Annotated in this window: 16 protein-coding genes; 14 read left to right on the top strand and 2 right to left on the bottom strand. The window is 63.2% G+C overall.

Features of this window, described 5'->3' with window-relative positions; genetic code table 11:
• Nucleotides 1–94: 94 nt before the first annotated feature.
• The 14 genes from AC07YV_RS00455 to AC07YV_RS00390 are packed head-to-tail and all read left to right on the top strand — an operon-like array spanning nt 95 to nt 14,066.
• A complete protein-coding gene (locus tag AC07YV_RS00455) occupies nt 95–829 on the top strand; it encodes a glycosyltransferase family 2 protein (protein ID WP_095964640.1) in 735 nt (244 codons plus the stop codon).
• Nucleotides 826–1,767, top strand: a complete 942-nt coding sequence (locus AC07YV_RS00450; RefSeq protein WP_102698599.1) for a lysophospholipid acyltransferase family protein — start codon at nt 826–828, stop codon at nt 1,765–1,767. Before AC07YV_RS00455 ends, AC07YV_RS00450 begins: the two co-directional genes overlap by 4 nt.
• The gene (locus AC07YV_RS00445) at nt 1,748–3,292 is read left to right on the top strand and encodes an HAL/PAL/TAL family ammonia-lyase (protein WP_102698598.1); all 1,545 of its coding nucleotides are present in this window, start codon (nt 1,748–1,750) and stop codon (nt 3,290–3,292) included. The genes AC07YV_RS00450 and AC07YV_RS00445 overlap by 20 nt, the downstream gene beginning before the upstream one ends.
• Nucleotides 3,285–3,710, top strand: a complete 426-nt coding sequence (locus AC07YV_RS00440; protein ID WP_007974600.1) for an acyl-CoA thioesterase — start codon at nt 3,285–3,287, stop codon at nt 3,708–3,710. Before AC07YV_RS00445 ends, AC07YV_RS00440 begins: the two co-directional genes overlap by 8 nt.
• Nucleotides 3,707–4,411 (top strand): outer membrane lipoprotein carrier protein LolA, encoded by a 705-nt coding sequence (locus tag AC07YV_RS00435; protein WP_102698597.1) that lies wholly within the window; start codon nt 3,707–3,709, stop codon nt 4,409–4,411. Before AC07YV_RS00440 ends, AC07YV_RS00435 begins: the two co-directional genes overlap by 4 nt.
• The gene (locus tag AC07YV_RS00430) at nt 4,395–6,734 is read left to right on the top strand and encodes an MMPL family transporter (protein ID WP_102698596.1); all 2,340 of its coding nucleotides are present in this window, start codon (nt 4,395–4,397) and stop codon (nt 6,732–6,734) included. The genes AC07YV_RS00435 and AC07YV_RS00430 overlap by 17 nt, the downstream gene beginning before the upstream one ends.
• Nucleotides 6,734–7,891 carry a sodium:proton antiporter gene (locus tag AC07YV_RS00425; RefSeq protein WP_102698595.1) on the top strand — a complete coding sequence of 386 codons (1,158 nt, stop codon included), beginning with the start codon at nt 6,734–6,736 and terminating at the stop codon, nt 7,889–7,891. Before AC07YV_RS00430 ends, AC07YV_RS00425 begins: the two co-directional genes overlap by 1 nt.
• Entirely contained in the window at nt 7,878–9,125 is a 1,248-nt protein-coding gene (locus AC07YV_RS00420) for an NAD(P)/FAD-dependent oxidoreductase (protein ID WP_102698594.1), read from the top strand. Before AC07YV_RS00425 ends, AC07YV_RS00420 begins: the two co-directional genes overlap by 14 nt.
• Nucleotides 9,122–9,847, top strand: coding sequence for a class I SAM-dependent methyltransferase (locus AC07YV_RS00415; protein WP_102698593.1), 726 nt, complete (start codon nt 9,122–9,124; stop codon nt 9,845–9,847). Before AC07YV_RS00420 ends, AC07YV_RS00415 begins: the two co-directional genes overlap by 4 nt.
• Nucleotides 9,847–10,464, top strand: a complete 618-nt coding sequence (locus AC07YV_RS00410; protein ID WP_494990254.1) for a hypothetical protein — start codon at nt 9,847–9,849, stop codon at nt 10,462–10,464. The genes AC07YV_RS00415 and AC07YV_RS00410 overlap by 1 nt, the downstream gene beginning before the upstream one ends.
• The gene (locus AC07YV_RS00405; protein WP_102698591.1) at nt 10,461–11,657 is read left to right on the top strand and encodes a beta-ketoacyl-[acyl-carrier-protein] synthase family protein; all 1,197 of its coding nucleotides are present in this window, start codon (nt 10,461–10,463) and stop codon (nt 11,655–11,657) included. Before AC07YV_RS00410 ends, AC07YV_RS00405 begins: the two co-directional genes overlap by 4 nt.
• A complete protein-coding gene (locus tag AC07YV_RS00400) occupies nt 11,654–12,115 on the top strand; it encodes a hotdog family protein (protein ID WP_095964629.1) in 462 nt (153 codons plus the stop codon). Before AC07YV_RS00405 ends, AC07YV_RS00400 begins: the two co-directional genes overlap by 4 nt.
• Entirely contained in the window at nt 12,112–12,840 is a 729-nt protein-coding gene (gene fabG / locus AC07YV_RS00395) for a 3-oxoacyl-ACP reductase FabG (protein ID WP_102698590.1), read from the top strand. The genes AC07YV_RS00400 and fabG overlap by 4 nt, the downstream gene beginning before the upstream one ends.
• Entirely contained in the window at nt 12,840–14,066 is a 1,227-nt protein-coding gene (locus AC07YV_RS00390) for a beta-ketoacyl-ACP synthase (protein WP_102698589.1), read from the top strand. Before fabG ends, AC07YV_RS00390 begins: the two co-directional genes overlap by 1 nt.
• Nucleotides 14,067–14,205: 139 nt before the next feature.
• On the opposite strand, the gene AC07YV_RS00385 is transcribed toward AC07YV_RS00390, so the two are convergent.
• Nucleotides 14,206–14,421: a DUF6124 family protein gene (locus AC07YV_RS00385; protein ID WP_102698588.1), complete on the bottom strand. Its 216-nt coding sequence runs from the start codon at nt 14,419–14,421 to the stop codon at nt 14,206–14,208.
• A 475-nt stretch (nt 14,422–14,896) separates the two neighbouring features.
• A complete protein-coding gene (locus tag AC07YV_RS00380) occupies nt 14,897–15,799 on the bottom strand; it encodes a LysR family transcriptional regulator (protein WP_095964625.1) in 903 nt (300 codons plus the stop codon).
• Nucleotides 15,800–15,853: the final 54 nt, after the last annotated feature.

The following is a 15,853-nucleotide window of genomic DNA, read 5'->3' as shown; positions in this document are numbered from 1 at the left end:
CGCTCCCACATGGGGTCCACAGCGTTCACAAATCCAGTGTGGGAGCGAGCCTGCTCGCGAAGCAGACACCTCGGTCTTTCAGGTGTACACCAACATGCATAGCCCCTGCGCCATTGTCCCGGTGTACAACCACGAAGGCGCCATCACCACAGTGGTCGATGCGCTGATCGCCAGCCATCTGCCGTGCATCCTGGTGGACGATGCCAGCAGCCCGCGCTGCGCCCGGGTTCTGGACCGCCTGGCCCAACGTGAAATGGTTTACCTGATCCGCCTCGCCGAAAACCAGGGCAAGGGCGGTGCGGTCATGACCGGTTTGCGCGAAGCTTCACGCCTGGGTTTCAGCCATGCCTTGCAGGTGGACGCCGATGGCCAGCACGACCTGCAGGACGTCAAACGCTTCATCGAACAATCACGCCGCCACCCACGGGCGGTGATCTGCGGTTATCCGCAATATGACGCCAGCGTACCGAAAGGCCGTTTGTATGCGCGCTATCTCACCCACGTCATGGTCTGGATCAACACCCTGTCGTTGCAGATTCGCGACTCCATGTGCGGTTTCCGGGTTTACCCGTTGCCACCGGTTCTGGCGTTGATCGAGTCAGCGAAAATCGGCAAGCGCATGGACTTCGACTCGGACATCCTGGTGCGCCTGGCCTGGCGCAATCAGCCGATGCAATGGCTGCAAACCAAAGTCCGTTACCCGCTGGACGGCGTTTCGCATTTTCGGATGTTCCACGACAACGTGCTGATTTCCAGCATGCACACGCGGCTGTTCTTCGGCATGTTGCTGCGCTCACCCATGATCCTCTGGCGACGGTGGCGGACATGAGTGCCGACAAACAACACTGGGCCGACCGCGAGGAGCGCGGCAGTTTCTGGCTGATGAAGCTCACCGCATTCGGCGCCAAAGTGCTGGGCCGTCGAGTACTGAGCCCGGTGTTGTACGGCATCGTCCTGTACTTCTTCCTGTTCGGGCGCAGTGCGCGACACAGTGCCTGGCAATACCAGCAACGCCTGGCCGACTGGAGCGGGCGCAACGAACTGCGCCCAAGCCATTGGCGGGTATTCGGCCAGTTCATGGCGTTCGCCGACTCCATGCTCGACAAACTCGACGTCTGGAACGGCAGGCTGAGCATCGAGCAGATCGAAATCATCGACCCGGCGCTGCTGCGCGACCAGTTGCGCGCTGCACGTGGCCAGATGCTGGTGGGCGCGCACCTGGGCAATCTGGAAGTCTGCCGCGCACTGGCGGAAATCGGCGAAAAGGTCACGATGAACGTGCTGGTGCACACCAAGCACGCCGAGCAGTTCAACCGTTTGCTGGGTGAAGCCGGGGCGACCAACTTGCGCCTGATTCAGGTCAGCGAACTCGACCCGGGGATCATGCTGCAATTGAGCGAGCGCCTGGAGCGCGGCGAGTGGCTGGCGATTGCCGGCGACCGCGTGCCGCTGCATGGCGGACGCAGCGTGACCGTGGATTTTCTCGGCCATCCGGCCAGATTCCCTCAAGGCCCGTGGCTGTTGGCCGGCCTGCTGAAATGCCCGATCAATTTGCTGCTGTGCCTGAAAAAGCCCGACGGCGACTATCGACTGACCATTGAACCCTTCGCTGAGGCAATCACCTGGATGCGCAGCGACCGCGAACAGGTCATTCATCAGTGGGCGTCCCGCTACGCCGAGCGCCTGAGTCACTATTGCCTCGAAGCGCCCCAACAATGGTTCAACTTTTACCCTTTCTGGAAGACCGATGACGACGCCAACGCTTGAGCCGGTAACCTTCGGCGAACGCCCTCTGCGCATTGAAGATGTGCTGGCACTGGCCAACCGCAAGGTGCCGGCGCAGTTGCAAAGCGATCCCGCCTACCGCGAGCGCATCGCCAAGGGCGCGCGTTTTCTCGACTCGCTGCTGGACAAGGAAGGCGTGATCTACGGCGTGACCACCGGTTATGGCGATTCCTGCGTGGTCGCGGTGCCGCTGCATCACGTCGAAGCGCTGCCGCAGCATCTGTACACCTTCCACGGCTGCGGGCTGGGTAAACTGCTCGACGCCCAGGCCACCCGCGCGGTATTGGCGGCGCGCCTGCAGTCGCTGTGCCACGGTGTTTCCGGGGTGCGCGTGGAGCTGCTGGAACGCCTGCAGGCGTTCCTTGAGCACGACATCCTGCCGCTGATTCCGGAGGAAGGTTCGGTGGGCGCCAGCGGTGACCTGACGCCGCTTTCGTACGTTGCCGCCACGCTGTCCGGCGAACGCGAAGTGATGTTCCGCGGCGAACGCCGGCAGGCTGCCGATGTGCACCGCGAACTCGGCTGGCAACCACTGGTGTTGCGGCCGAAAGAAGCCCTGGCGCTGATGAACGGCACTGCGGTAATGACCGGCCTCGCCTGCCTGGCATTCGCCCGCGCCGATTACCTGCTGCAACTGGCCACCCGCATCACCGCGCTGAACGTAGTCGCCCTGCAGGGCAACCCGGAGCACTTCGACGAGCGCCTGTTCGCCGCCAAGCCACACCCGGGGCAGATGCAGGTCGCCGCGTGGTTGCGCAAGGATCTGGCCATCGATGCGCCGACCGCCCCCTTGCATCGCCTGCAAGACCGCTATTCCCTGCGCTGCGCGCCCCATGTGCTGGGCGTGCTGGCCGACAGCCTGAACTGGCTGCGTTCGTTCATCGAGATTGAACTCAACAGCGCCAACGACAACCCGATCATCGACGCCGAAGCCGAGCGCGTGCTGCACGGCGGGCACTTCTACGGCGGGCACATCGCGTTCGCCATGGACAGCCTGAAAAACCTCGTGGCCAACGTCGCCGACCTGCTGGACCGGCAACTCGCGCTGCTGGTGGACGAGCGCTACAACCATGGCTTGCCTAGCAACCTGTCCGGCGCTACGGCTGACCGCGCCATGCTCAACCACGGCTTCAAGGCCGTGCAGATCGGCACCAGCGCCTGGACCGCCGAAGCGCTGAAAAACACCATGCCGGCCAGCGTCTTCTCGCGCTCCACCGAATGCCACAACCAGGACAAAGTCAGCATGGGCACCATCGCCGCCCGGGATGCGATCCGCGTATTGGAACTCACCGAACAAGTGGCAGCCGCCACCCTGCTGGCGGCCAATCAGGGCGTCTGGCTGCGCGGCCAGGCCGAAGATGCGCGACCACTGCCACCCGCACTGGCCGCCATGCATGAAGACTTGGCCAGGGACTTCCCACCGGTCATCGAAGACCGCGCGCTGGAAGGCGAGTTGCGCCTGTGCCTGCAGCGCATCGCCGAACAACACTGGAGGCTGCATGCGTAGCAAGGGACTTCTGCACACCGACACGGAAATCGTCGTGCCCTTCTTTGACGTCGACAGCATGCACGTGGTCTGGCACGGCCATTACGTCAAATACCTGGAAGTCGCCCGCTGCGCGCTGCTGGACACGATCGGCCACAACTACACGGCGATGAACGAATCCGGCTACGCGTGGCCGGTGATCGACCTGCAATTGCGCTACGTGCGCGGCGCGGTGTTCGGCCAGAAACTCAACGTGCGCGCCAACCTGGTGGAGTGGGAGAACCGCTTGAAGATCAACTACCTGATCAGCGATCTGCAAACCGGTGAGCGCCTGACCCGGGCCATGACGGTACAGGTCGCCGTCGACCTCGCCAGCCGCGAGATGCAACTGGCCTCGCCCAAGGTGTTCACCGACGCTGTTGAAAGGGCCCTGCCATGATGTTCCGCCACCCCCGTTACCCTGTAGGAGCGAGCCTGCTCGCGATGGTCGTTAACGATGACACCGGGCCCCTGACACCCCGCGGCTTTCTCAGGTTTTTCGCGAGCAAGCTCGCGCCTACAGTGTTCTGCGTGCTACTGGGTATTCCAGGGCTGGCCCATGCCTTCGACCTGCAACAACTCAGCGAGCAACTGGCCAAACCCGAGGTGATCCACGGCAACTTCATCCAGGAGAAACACCTGCGCGCCCTGCCCCAGCCGCTGACCAGCAAGGGCTCGTTCGTGCTGGCAAAAAACCACGGCTTGTTGTGGCTGCTCAAAACACCGTTGCAACAGGACTATCGCATCACCACCAAAGGCATTGCCCGGCGAGACGGCAGTATTTGGCAAATGCTGCCGGGCAAAAGCGCCGGTGCCGAGCAGAACCGTTTGTTCCTCGCCGTGCTGCAAGGCGACAGCAGCGGGCTGCAACGGGATTTCGAGTTGGCCCTGAGCGGCGACGCGCAGAACTGGAAACTCACGCTGGTGCCGCGCTCGATGCTGCTCAAGCAGGTGTTCAACCAGATCAACATTACCGGCGCCGCACTGGTGCAGAGCATCGAACTGCTCGAAACCCAGGGCGACAGTACGCTGTTGCGCATGCAGGACAGCACCAGCGCGCAACCGTTGAGCGACGCGGAGCAACATGACTTTGCCGAGTGAACGGTGGTTGCCACGGCTGTTTCTGATCCTGCTGCTGGCAGTACTGGCGCTCGCGGGTTGGCAATGGCGTGACGGCGCGCCACTGTCGGCGAACCTGATGGAACTGGTGCCCGGCACGGCGCCCGACGCCCTGGAACTGCGCGCCGAACAACGCATGCAAGAACCGCTGAACCGCGAAATGCTGGTGCTGGTCGGCCACGCTGATCGCCAGCAAGCCGTCGCCATGGCGCAAACCCTCGGCGAGCAATGGCAGGCCAGCGGACTGTTCGAAAAGGTCCAGTGGACCCTGCAAGCCGACTTGCCGGCGCTGCGCTCTCAATTGCTGCAAGGTCGCCTGGCGATGCTCTCGGCGGTGGACCGACAACTGCTGATCGAGCACCCCGACACCTTTATCCAGCAACGCGTGCAAGCCTTGTTCGATCCGTTCAATGGTTACAGCCTGGTGCCGAGCCAGGATGACTGGCTGGGCCTGACCGGGCGTATCCAGAACAGCCAGCCGCAACGCGGTTCGGTGCAACTGGACATCGGCAGTGGCACCCTGGTCGCCGATGCCGATGGCAAGAGCTGGGTGCTGCTGCGCGCACGCACCACCGGCAACGCCTTCGACATGAACCTGCCGCTGCAAGTGGCCGACCTGCTCGAGCACAGCCGCGAACAAGCTGCGCAGCACGACGTGCAACTGCTTGCCGCCAGCGGCTTGCTGTACGCGGCCCACGGGCAACAGCAGGCCGCCCGGGAAATGACCTGGGTCGGTGGCGGTGCCACCGTCGGGATTCTGTTGCTGCTGCTGTTGGCCTTCCGGCGCTGGCGCGTGTTGCTGGCGTTCGTGCCGGTGCTGGTGGGCATGCTCTTCGGAGCGGTGGCCTGCGTGGCGTTGTTCGGCCATATGCACGTGATGACGCTGGTACTGGGTTCGAGCCTGATCGGTGTGGCGGTTGACTACCCTCTGCACTACCTGTCCAAAAGCTGGAGCCTGAAACCCTGGCACAGCTGGCCTGCCCTGCGCCTGACCCTGCCAGGGTTGACCCTGAGCCTGATCACCAGCGGTATCGGCTACCTGGCCCTGGCCTGGACACCCTTCCCGGCGCTGACCCAGATTGCCGTGTTCTCTGCCGCCGGTTTGCTCGGCGCCTATTTGTCCGCCGTGTGCCTGCTGCCGGCCTTGCTCAAGGGCGTGGAGCTGCGTCCGGCGCAGTGGCCATTGCGTGTTTGCGAGCTTTTGCTTGGCTGTCGAGAAGCGCTGCTCAATCAGGTGAAAACGCCAGTCCTGCTGGCGCTGCTGATCGCCTTTTGCGTAGGCGGGCTGTTGCAGCTGAGCAGCAAAAACGACATCCGCCAGTGGATCAGCGCACCGCAACAATTGACCGACGAAGCCCGGACCATTGCACAGATCACCGGCTATCAACCCACCAGCCAGTTTTTCCTGATACGCGCCGCCAACCAGCAGCAACTGCTTGAACGCCAGACCGCCCTGAGCGAACGACTGGATCAATTGATTAGCCTGGAAAAGCTCCAGGGGTATCTGTCGCTCAATCAACTGGTCAGCCCGCCGAATGCACAGCAGCAGGTGCGCGAAGCGTTGAGCAAACTGCCGGCGTTCTGGCAACCGTTGCTCGACATCGGCGTACCGGCCGAGGCGTTGCAAGCCGAGCTGACGAAGCTACAGGCATTGCCGGCCGTGGACATCGACGCAGCGCTCAGCGGCCCGCTGGCAGAACCCTACCGGCCCCTGTGGCTGGGGCCGACCGAAGACGGCGTGGCGGCGATGGTCAGCCTGCAAGGCATCAACAACCCGGCCCTGCTGCGGCTCCAGGGCGAGGACCTACCCGGCGTGACACTGGTGGATCGACTGGGTGAATTGAACACTGTCTTCGCCGCCACCCAAATCAGTGCCGCCGAACTGAAACTCGCCTCCTGCGTGCTGATCGTGCTGGTGCTGATCCTGCCGTTCGGTCTCGGCGGTGCGTTGCGCATCGTCTCCCTGCCGCTGCTGGCGGCGTTGTGCAGCCTGGCCAGCCTCGGTTGGCTGGGGCAGCCGTTGACCCTGTTCAGCCTGTTCGGCCTGCTGCTGGTGACGGCGATCAGCGTCGATTACGCGATCCTGATGCGCGAACAGGTCGGCGGCGCGGCCGTGAGCCTGTTGGGCACCCTGCTGGCGGCGTTGACCACCTGGCTGTCGTTCGGCCTGCTGGCGGTGTCGAGCACTCCGGCGGTGAGCAACTTCGGATTGTCGGTGAGCCTCGGCCTGGTCTTCAGCTTCCTGCTGGCACCCTGGGCCGGTCGACAGGTGCATGAGTCCACGGCCGCGGAGCATGCAGCGTGATGATCGTTCTGTTCTGGGCGATGGCCCTGGCGTTGTTCGCACTGGCGACCCGTGTCGGCCGGCATTTCGGCCTGATTCCCATCGTCAGCCAGTTGTTGCTGGCAACCCTCGGCTTGCCGCTGCTGATGTATTTCTGGATCGAGCCGCAATGGCAATTGAGCGGTGCGCAGCTGGTGTCGCCGGGCTGGCTGAAGAACCTCTACAGCCTGAGCTTTGCCCTGTTGCTGGGCTACATCCTCAGCGATGTGATCGACCTGCAACTGGAGCGCCAGAGCCTGAAAATCGCCCTGCCGAGCTTTTGCATACCGTTTGCCTGTGGCCTGGCCACGGCCATCTGGCTGTTGCCGGCGCAACCCTGGATCAGCTCGCTGGCCGTCGGCCTGTTGTTCGCCATCACCGCGATTCCGGTGTTGTACCTGTACCTGCGGCACATCGATTACCCGCCTGCTGCCACCCGGCGTCTGGTGCAAACCGCGATTCTCATCGACCTCGCCTGCTGGACTTTATTCGGCCTCGCCCAGGGCAGCCTGCACCTGAGCAGCCTGTTGCTGCCACTGGCCGGCGCCTGCCTGCCGGTGCTGCTGCGGCTACTTGGCTTGCGCCAGACGTGGCTCTACAGCCTGGGTTTTTTCGCCCTGCTGGTCGTCGCCGAGCACTACAAGCTCAATGCGCTGATTTTCGGCATCGGCTATGTGTTGATCATGGCCGCGTTGAAAGCGCCGTTGGTGCTGCCGTTGCCGGCCATCTGGATGAGCCGATTGCAGACGTACATCGCCATCCCGCTGATCCTCACGTTCGGCATCGTGCAGATCAACGTGCACAGCGCGATGGACAGCCTCGGCTGGGTGCAACTGGTCGCCCTGCTGCTGTTGCCGATGCTGAGCAAACTGCTGGGCAACTGGCTCGGCCTTGGCTGGGCTGGGGCCTCGTTCAAGGGCGCCAGCCGCTGGCGGGAAAGTGTGCTGCTGAACATCCGCGGCTTGAGCGAGATCGTCTTTCTCAACCTGTTGCTGCAACAGCAACTCATCAGCCCGCCACTGTACTTTGCGCTGATGCTGATGGGCCTGATCGCTACACTGCTGCCAGCCCTGACCGGTATGCACCGAATCCCCCTGAAAGCCGCTGTCCCGGCAAGGAGCCCCCATGCCAACCGTTGAAATGGAATGCCGCCAGGTCGTGGTCATCGGTGCCGGTCCTTCGGGGGCCATCGCCGCCGCGTTGCTCAAGCGCAAGGGACACGATGTGCTGGTGATCGAGCGTCAGCATTTTCCACGTTTTTCCATCGGTGAAAGCCTGTTGGCCCATTGCCTGGATTTCGTCGAAGAAGCGGGCATGCTCGACGCCGTCAACGCGGCCGGCTACCAGGTGAAAACCGGTGCCGCCTTTGCCTGGGGCGAACGTTACAGCGCGTTCGATTTCGGCGAGACGTTCAGCCACGGCAAATCAACGACATTTCAGGTCCAGCGCGCCGATTTCGACAAGCTGCTGGCCGATCAGGCCGCGCTGCAAGGCGTGGAGATCCGCTATGGCGAAACCATCGTCAGCGTCGACATCGACCCGGAAAAACCGCAACTCGGCGTGCGCCGCGAAGACGGCAGCGAGTACCGCATCAAGGCCGGCTTCCTGCTCGATGCCAGTGGCTACGGCCGCGTGCTGCCGCGCTTGCTCGACCTCGAGGCGCCGTCGAACTTCCCGGTGCGCCAGGCTGTGTTCACCCACGTCGAAGACCGTATCGACCACCCGGCCTTCGACCGCAGCAAGATCCTCGTGACCACTCATCCAACCTTGCGCGACGTATGGTTCTGGACCATTCCGTTCAGCAACGGGCGCTGCTCGGTCGGCGTGGTCGCCGCCGAGGAACGTTTCGCCGGCCGCAGCGACAATCTGGACGAGTGCCTGCGCGGCTTTATCGCCGAAACGCCAAGCCTGGCCGGCGTGTTGCAAAATGCGCAGTGGGACACCGCAGCCCGAACCATCGGCGGTTACTCGGCCAACGTCAAAACCCTGCACGGTCCGGGCTTCGCACTGCTGGGCAACGCCGCGGAATTCCTCGACCCGGTGTTTTCCTCCGGCGTGACCATCGCCATGCGTTCGGCGAGCATGGCGGCCGGGGTGTTGCACCGCCAGCTGCAAGGTGAAACCGTCGACTGGCAAACCGAGTTCGCCGAGCCGCTCAAGCGCGGTGTCGACACCTTCCGTTGTTACGTCGAAGGCTGGTACGCCGGGACTTTCCAGGATGTGATTTTCCATGAGAGCAGCTCGCCGGAAATTCGCGGAATGATCAGCTCCATCCTTGCAGGGTATGCCTGGGACCCGCGCAACCCGTTCGTCAGCGAAGCCCGGCGCCGGTTGAAGGTGATATCGGAGTTCTGTGCAAGGGATGCGTCATGAACCACTTGAGCGACCACTACGTCGAAGAAACCCGTTTCGGTTTGTGGTTCCTGCGCAGCCGGATCTGGCAACACTATGTGCTGCGGCTGGCGGTCAACGATTTGCGCGGCCTGTTCAACGAAGCGCCGCCTGCCGACCCGGTACTGCTGGATGCCGGCTGTGGTCAGGGCAAGTCATTCTCGCTGTTGCGCCAGGCCTTTGCGCCCGCTCGCCTGATCGGCATCGATGCCGACCCGCAGAGCCTCGCCCAGAGCGCCGAAGAAGCGGCGCGCCAGGGCATGGACGTGGAGCTGATCGGCAGCGACTGTGCGAACCTCAAGCTGGCGGACGCCAGTATCGACCTGCTGTTCTGTCACCAGACGTTCCATCACCTGGTGCAGCAGGAACAGGCTCTGGCCGAGTTCTACCGTGTGCTCAAGCCGGGCGGCTATCTGCTGTTCGCCGAGTCCACCGAGGCCTACATTGATACCTGGGTGATCCGCTGGTTGTTCCGCCACCCCATGCAGGTGCAGAAAAGCGCGGCGCAGTATCTGCAAATGATCCGACAACAGGGTTTCGAATTTACCGCGCAAAACGTGTCTTATCCGTACCTGTGGTGGAGTCGCGCCAAGGATTTCGGCCTGCTCGAATACTTGGGTGTGTGCAAGCCAAAACCCTTTGGCCAGCGGGAAGAAACCCTGGTCAATGTGGTGGCGCGCAAACCTTTTGAAGGAACTGTGTGATGTCGATTACCCGTCGCCTGGAATACCCAACCTGTGGGAGCGAGCTTGCTCGCGATAGCGGTGGGTCAGCCAATATCAATGCTGAATGTATCGCCGCCATCGCGAGCAAGCTCGCTCCCACAGGGGTAGTCGGTGTGTTGCGATTTCTGCTACTTACCGCGGCCCTGCTGCTAAGCGCCTGCACCAGCCGGGCGCCATTGCCCGAGAAAAACCCGGAGCTGCCGTTGCCGCTGCAGTTGCATATCCAGCTATTGAAGCCCGACGACCGCCTGGACTGGATAGTGGTGATCCAGCGCGAAGAGACGGGCATTCGCTGGTCGATGATGGACCTGCTGGGCATTCCCCAGGCCCGCCAGCTATTGAACGATAAAACCTGGCACGCCGACGGCCTGTTGCCACCCAACCCGCAAGCCCGGGAACTGTTCGCGGCGCTGCTGTTTGCACTGACGCCGAATGATGAACTGGCGGCCAACTATCCCGGCGCCTGGCAGCACGGCAGACAACGGTCCCTGCCCGAGCGCTGGGACGTCCGCTACGCACAACCGCAGAATTTTGAATTGATGACTGCGAACGGTGCGACCTATCAAGTCACGCCCCTGAGCGGTGAAACACCATGACAGCTTACCTCAATGCCCTCGGACTGGTCTGCGCGCTGGGCCGCGACAAGCAGGAGGTTGCCCGCCACCTGTTTGCCGGCGACTGCGGCGGCATGCGCGAACAAGCCGGCTGGGTGCCGCAACGCACGCTACCGGTCGGCGCGGTCCAGGGCAACCTGGCAACCCTTCCAGCCGACATGTCGCGCCATCACAGTCGCAACAATCAGCTGTTGCTGGAAGCCACGCTGCAAATCCGCCCGGACATCGACAGCGCCATCCAGACGTACGGCCGCGATCGCATCGGTGTCGTGCTCGGCACCAGCACCTCGGGCATCGACGAGGCCAGCCAGGGCCTGGCGCACTACCTGCGCGAAAAGCAGTTCCCGCCCGAGTACGACTACCAGCAACAGGAGCTCGGGGCGCCGGCAAACTTTCTCGCCGAGTGGCTGCAATTGAGCGGGCCGGCCTATGTCATTTCCACGGCTTGCACCTCCAGTGCCCGAGCCTTGATGAGCGCCCAGCGCCTGTTGGACCTGGGCGTCTGCGACGCGGTGCTGTGTGGCGGTGTCGATACCCTGTGCAAGCTGACTCTCAACGGTTTCTCGGCGCTGGAAGCGGTCTCGGACCAGCGTTGCAATCCGTTTTCGCTGAACCGCAATGGCATCAACATTGGCGAGGCGGCAGTGCTGTTCCTGATGACCCGACACGCAGGCGACAGCCAACCAATTGCCTTGCTCGGCAGCGGTGCCAGCTCCGATGCGCATCACATTTCCGCCCCCGAGCCGACGGGTCGAGGCGCCCTGCAGGCCATGCGCAAAGCCTTGGACCGCGCCAACCTGCAACCGGAGCAGATCGCTTATCTGAACCTGCACGGGACTGCCACCCAACACAACGACGCCATGGAAAGCCTGGCCGTGGCAACGCTGTTCCCTGCCGGCGTGCCCTGCTCGTCGAGTAAACCCATGACCGGCCACACCCTCGGTGCAGCCGGGGCGCTGGAAGCGGCGTTCTGCTGGTTGAGCCTGAGTGCCGACAATCGCGAGCATGCCCTGCCGCCGCACGTCTGGGACGGACAGCCCGATCCCGAATTGCCGCCGCTGCAATGGGTGACCCCGGCCACTCGCCTGACGTCCATTGCACCCCGTTACCTGATGAGCAATTCCTTTGCCTTCGGTGGCAACAACGTCAGCCTGATTATCGGAGACGCCCCATGATTGACTGGCCGCTCGCCGAACTGCTGCCCCACGCTGGCGACATGATCCTGATCGATCAGGTCCTGGCGTTCGATGAAGAGCAGATTCACACCCGCCTGACCGTCAAGCCCGATGGCCTGTTCAACCTCCCCGACGGCAGCCTGCCGGCCTGGGTCGGCATCGAACTGATGGCCCAGAGCGTGGCGGCCTTTGCCGGTTGCCATGCGCGTCAGCGCGGCGATGCGGTGGAGTTGGGCTTCCTGCTCGGCAGCCGCAAATTCGAATGCAACGTGGAAAGCTTCCCGGCCGGCACCGAGCTGACCCTCCACGGGATTCGCTCCCTGGAGGACGACAACGGCATGGGCGTGTTCGAGTGCCACATCAACGCCCCCGGCATTCACGCCACAGCCCGTCTGAACGTGTACCGCCCACCCCAGGCCGCCCAATATCTTCATGAACCCGAAGGAGTCCAGTCATGACTGAATCCGTACTGGTCACCGGTTCCAGCCGTGGCATCGGCCGCGCCATCGCCTTGCGCCTGGCCCGGGCCGGGCACGACATCGTGCTGCATTGCCGTAGCGGCCTGGCCGACGCCGAAGCCGTCAAGGCCGAAGTCGAGGCCTTGGGCCGCCGTGCGCGCATCCTGCAGTTCGACGTGGCCGACCGCGCCCGTTGCAAGGAGATTCTCGAAGCCGACGTGGAAACCCACGGCGCCTATTACGGCGTGGTGCTCAACGCCGGCCTGACCCGCGACGGCGCCTTTCCGGCCCTGAGCGAGGACGATTGGGATGTGGTGATGCGCACCAACCTCGACGGTTTCTACAACGTGCTGCACCCGGTGATGATGCCGATGATCCGGCGTCGCGCCGCCGGGCGGATTGTCTGCATCACCTCGGTGTCCGGGCTGATCGGCAACCGTGGCCAGGTCAACTACAGCGCTTCCAAGGCCGGGCTGATCGGTGCAGCCAAGGCATTGGCGATCGAGCTGGGCAAGCGCAAAATCACCGTTAACTGTGTCGCCCCCGGCCTGATCGACACAGCCATGCTCGACGAAAACGTGCCGGTGGAAGAACTGATGAAAATGATCCCCGCACAACGCATGGGCACCCCTGAAGAGGTGGCCGGCGCGGTGAATTTCCTGATGTCGGCGGAAGCCTCGTACATCACCCGGCAGGTTCTGGCCGTCAACGGAGGCCTGTGCTGATGAAGCGCGTAGTCGTCACCGGCATGGCCGGCATCACCTCACTGGGCAGCGACTGGGACACCATCGCCGGCAACTTCGCGGCCAACCGCAGCGGCATTCGCCGGATGGACGAGTGGGATCGTTTTACCGAACTCAACACACGCCTGGCAGCCCCCATCGATGACTTCATGGTGCCAAGCCACTGGACCCGCAAGCAACTGCGCAGCATGGGCCGGGTCTCACGGCTGGCGGTGGGCGCGGCGGAGATGGCGCTGGCCGATGCCGGCCTGTTGGGCGACGAATCGATCAAGGACGGGCGCATGGGCGTCGCCTGCGGCTCCTCCACCGGCAGCACCGACGAGATCAAGGCGTTCGGCAACATGCTGCTCAACTCGGTGGCCGAAGGCCTGAACGCCAATTCCTACGTGCGCATGATGCCGCACACCACCGCGGCGAACATCAGCATCTTCTTCGGCCTCACCGGCCGCCTGATTCCCACCTCCAGCGCCTGCACCAGCGGCAGCCAGGGCATCGGCTATGCCTACGAGGCGATCAAGTTCGGCCGCCTGCCGCTGATGCTCGCCGGCGGCGCCGAGGAACTGTGCCCGACCGAAGCCATGGTCTTCGACGCGCTCTACGCCACCAGCCTGAAAAACGACACCCCACAACGGAGCCCGCGCCCTTACGACACCGCACGCGACGGTCTGGTGATCGGCGAAGGCGGCGGCATGCTGGTGCTCGAAGAACTGGAGCACGCCCTGGCCCGTGGCGCCCGCATCCACGCCGAGATCGTCGGTTTCGGCAGCAACGCCGACGGCCAGCACACCACCCGTCCGGAGCAAGTCACCATGCGCCGGGCCATGGAACTGGCCCTGGAAGACGCCGGGCTGAAACCTTCGGACATCGGCTACGTCAACGGCCACGGCACCGCCACCGAACAGGGCGACATCGCCGAAACCCTGGCCACCAGCAGCCTGTTCGGCGAACACATGCCCATCAGCTCGCAGAAGAGCTTCCTCGGCCACACCCTCGGCGCCTGCGGTGCGCTGGAGTCCTGGTTCAGCATCGAAATGATGAACCGCGACCTCTACGCCCACACCTTCAACCTCGACGAAGTCGACCCGCATTGCGGCAAGCTCGACTACCTGCGCGGCGAGTTTCGGCAGATGAGTAACCGGTACGTGATGAACAATAACTTTGCGTTTGGCGGGGTAAATACTTCGCTGATTTTCAAGCGCTGGTCGTAACCTAGAATATTTTCCCTGTGGGAGCGAGCTTGCTCGCGATGGGCGTCAACGATAACGCGCGGTGCCTGAATGACCGCGTTGTCTGGACGTTTTTCGCGAGCAGGCTCGCTCCCACAAAGGTTCTCGCCTCCCCGGACGATCACGGTGGATCAAGGTTATCCAACACCCGATTCACCGCCATTTCCCCCAGCATGATCGACTGCTGGATCCCCAGCAGGGTGTGGCCCTGCGATCCCTTCAAGTCTCTGGCGAAATCACTCGCCATGACATTGGCTGATGCCAGCGACACGCAGGCGTATTCCAGCAGGGTGCGGTTATCGATGTCGGGGGCGATGAGGAAGATTGTACTGGTCATGATTCAGCGTCCTGAAAATGGGCGGCCACGCCGAATCGTTGCTGATCATAAGGGTGGCAGCTGTACGCAGGTTAGCAGACCGGACAAACCGAAAACCGGCGCGCCCGAAGGCGCCCTGCGCACAGCCACCGTCAAGGGCAGGTACGGACATACCTGCCTATCAGGAGCGCAAATACGCTTAGGTTTGCTACGGGCTGCTAAACCCGATCACTGACCATCAGTGACCCGGATCAAGCTACCGATGGCCCCCAAAGCGCACAAGCCGGCGGATTCTGGAGTAGTTGTAGGCAGCGCCGCAAGGCGCTGTAGCCTGTCCGGGGGATTTCGGAAATGTCCCACAGCCGGCGGTGAAGCTTCCTGCTGGCTTGGGATACTGTTGGTGTTCTTGCGGACGCCTTCGCGGGCAAGCCCGCTCCCACAGGGATTGCGCTGAACCCTGTGGGAGCGAGCTTGCTCGCGATTGACGGCGCAGCCGTCATGGCTTCAGTGGCTCAACCTTCCTGGTCAGCAGCTCAACAAATGCTTTGGCCATCGCCGACTTCTGATCCTTGCGCTGCACCAACCACACCGCCGACACCGCCGCCGGATCCAGCAAAGGCCGATAGACCACGCCATCAATGCGCATCCGCTGATAAGACGCCGGCAACACCGACACACCGAGCCCCGCCGCCACCAGGCCGATGATGGTCATCGCCTCCCCGGCCTCCTGGGCAAAGTGCGGGCTGAAGCCGGCGTCCCGGGCCAGGCTGAGCAACTGCGCATACAGGCCACTGCCATAGCTGCGCGGAAAGAACACGAAAGGCTCAAGGGCCAGAGCTGACAGAAACAGACCCTCCTCGCTCCCCTCTACCAACGGGTGCTTGGAGCTGAGCACCGCGACCAGCGGTTCACGCATCAACTCGACCACGCTGAGGCAGTCCGGCAGCCCGAGCGGGCGCATGATGCCGACCTCAATCGACTCATCCACCAGCGCATCGGCCACTTGGGTGCTGCTCATTTCCCGCAGGTTCAGGTGCACCGCCGGGAAGCGCTGGCGAAAAGAGAAAATCGCCTGGGGAATGGTCGAGTTGAACGGGGCCGACGAGGTGAAGCCAATCTTCAATTCACCCAACTCACCCAGTTGCGCCCGTCGCGCGACATCCGCCGCTTTGTCGACCTGTGCCAGCACCAGCCGCGCCTCTTCCAGGAACAGCCGACCGGCCTCGCTCAGCTCGACCCGACGATTGGTACGCTCGAACAGCCGCGCGCCGACTTCCTGCTCCAGTGCCTGGATCTGCTGGCTCAGCGGCGGCTGGGAGATGCCCAGCACCTGTGCGGCGCGGCCGAAGTGCAGTTCTTCGGCGACGGCGATGAAGTAGCGCAGATGACGCAATTCCATGGAAACCCCATTAGGTCGTAAAAGCTATCAAACAGGTCGAACAATATATTGGAT

This window comes from Pseudomonas sp. GW456-E7 (assembly GCF_059424105.1).
The sequence above is the reverse complement of the archived record's forward strand: the minus strand, read 5'-3'. Positions and strand labels throughout refer to the sequence as shown.